Origin of the sequence: Streptococcus sp. 2018WUSS126 (assembly GCF_044427425.1) — a bacterium.
Classification (GTDB): Bacteria; Bacillota; Bacilli; order Lactobacillales; family Streptococcaceae; genus Streptococcus; species Streptococcus hashimotonensis.
In genome coordinates, this window is record NZ_JAOTGB010000040.1 from 1 (window position 1) to 2,080 (window position 2,080).

Genomic DNA, 2,080 nt, shown 5'->3' on the forward strand with positions numbered 1-2,080 from the left:
TAGCTTGAATCATGGTTTTCATCGTTAGCTGACTTTTCCGACTAAAATCTTTTTCAGGATGAAGCACAAACTGGTTTGCGGTGGAAACGATGTCGTTAATACTATCAAGTAAATGAGCTTTAATCTGGTCTAGCATGATTTTTCCCCTTTTATTTCTAGTGTAACATAAAAAACTAACCTACCACAAAACGTGATAGGTTAGCTAACTTAATGACATTGGGGAATTGAATCCCTGCTTTTTTACTGTTCACAAAAAGACTTGTCGGAGCAAGTCTTTTTGAGTGCTTAGTTTTTCTGATAAAACTTATTGTGTTGGTAGATAGGGTCAAAGGTAAGATTGATACCTAATTTACGAAGAACACTCTTATCTTCGTCAGATAAAATGACTGTTGAGTGAGCTTCGCTACCATTTAATTGCCCCAATTCTTTCATGGCACTTGCAGCAAGAGGGCTGTCTTGTGCAGTAATGGCAAGGGCGTTGAGAATCTCACTTGCATCGAGTCGTGTATTGGTCTTGTCCAAATAATCTGCCTTCAATTCTTGAATTGGACGGATGTAGTTTGGTTCGATAAGAAGTGTTTCATCATCGATTTGTGCGATTTGCTTGATGGCATTGAGAAGAACAGTTGCAGTTGGTCTGAGGAGGTCTGATGTTTTACCTGTTACAATCTCTCCAGTTGGCAACTGAATAGCTAGGGCAGGGCTGGCTGTCAGCTCTGCTTTTTCGCGCGCAGCGATAACAACCTTACGATCTGCTGGTGTCACACCGACTTCATTCATGAGGAGCTCAATCTTTTTAACTGCTTGCTCGCTCACCCGCTCTGCCTTGAAATCAACCAGAGTCTGGTAGTAGCGGCGGATGATTTCTTGCTTGGATGCTTCGATAGCCGCTTCCTCGTCCACGATGGAGTAGCCCACCATGTTGACCCCCATGTCTGTCGGTGAGGCGTATGGTGATTTGTTCAAAATACGTTCAAAGGTACGGTTGAGGACAGGGAATACTTCGATGTCACGGTTGTAGTTGACCGCAGTTTTGCCGTAGGTTTGCAGGTGGAAGGGGTCGATCATGTTGAGGTCGTCCAGGTCGGCAGTTGCTGCTTCATAGGCCAGGTTGACTGGGTGGTGGAGAGGCAAGTTCCAGACAGGGAAGGTTTCAAACTTAGCATAGCCTGATGTTACGCCGTGCAGTTGGTCGTGGTAAAGTTGGGAGATACAAGTCGCTAATTTACCTGAACCAGGTCCAGGTGCGGTGACAACGACGAGATTGCGACTGGTTTCGATGTAGTCATTTTTGCCCATACCTTCTGGTGAGATGATGTGGTCAATATCAGAAGGATAGCATTTGATTGGGTAGTGGAGATAGGACTTGATACCATGTTTTTCCAACTGCTTGCGGAAGGCGTCTGCGGCTGGTTGGTTGCGGTATTGGGTAATGACGACAGAACCAACATAAATATCAATATCATTGAAGGTGTCAATCAAGCGGAAGACTTCTTGGTCATAAGAAATACCCAAGTCACCACGTGCCTTAGAATGTTCGATGTTGCTGGCATTGATGGCGATGACGATTTCTACTTGGTCTTTCAACTCTTGGAGGAGTTTGATTTTGTTATCTGGTTCATAGCCTGGTAAAACACGGGCTGCGTGGAAATCTTCCAGCATTTTTCCGCCAAATTCCATATAGAGCTTGCCTTCAAACTGAGCAATTCGTTCTAAAATATGGTCACGTTGCAAATTCAAATATTTATTTGAATCAAATGCGATGTTCTTCATCCAATAAGTCCTCCAAATGTGTAATGTTCTCTGGGAAAAACAAAAATAGCTCCCTAAAACTAGGGAGCCTTTTCTCCGACCTCTCAAAAGAGGTGCCCGAACAATACTATAACAAACTGTGCTAATCTTGTCAAGAAAAAATCAGATGAAATAAAAATTAAACAAATGTTTAAAAAATATAGTAAATTCCCAAAGTAAGTTCTAGTCTGTCTTAAAAACTGGAAACTAGAATGAGACAAAGAAATAAGGTAGAACTTACTATGGGACAAGTTGGTAATCGACAATGAAAAACAAACACTTAACTCTC

The 2,080-nt window shown here is 42.4% G+C and carries 1 protein-coding gene and 1 pseudogene; both read right to left on the reverse strand.

The annotated features are described in order from the left end of the window. A pseudogene (locus ODU34_RS10145) lies at nt 1–136 on the reverse strand (IS4 family transposase); the annotation flags it as partial. A gap of 149 nt (nt 137–285) precedes the next feature. Then, the gene (locus ODU34_RS10150) at nt 286–1,773 is read right to left on the reverse strand and encodes a DUF1846 domain-containing protein (RefSeq protein WP_105179476.1); all 1,488 of its coding nucleotides are present in this window, start codon (nt 1,771–1,773) and stop codon (nt 286–288) included. Nucleotides 1,774–2,080 lie beyond the last annotated feature (307 nt).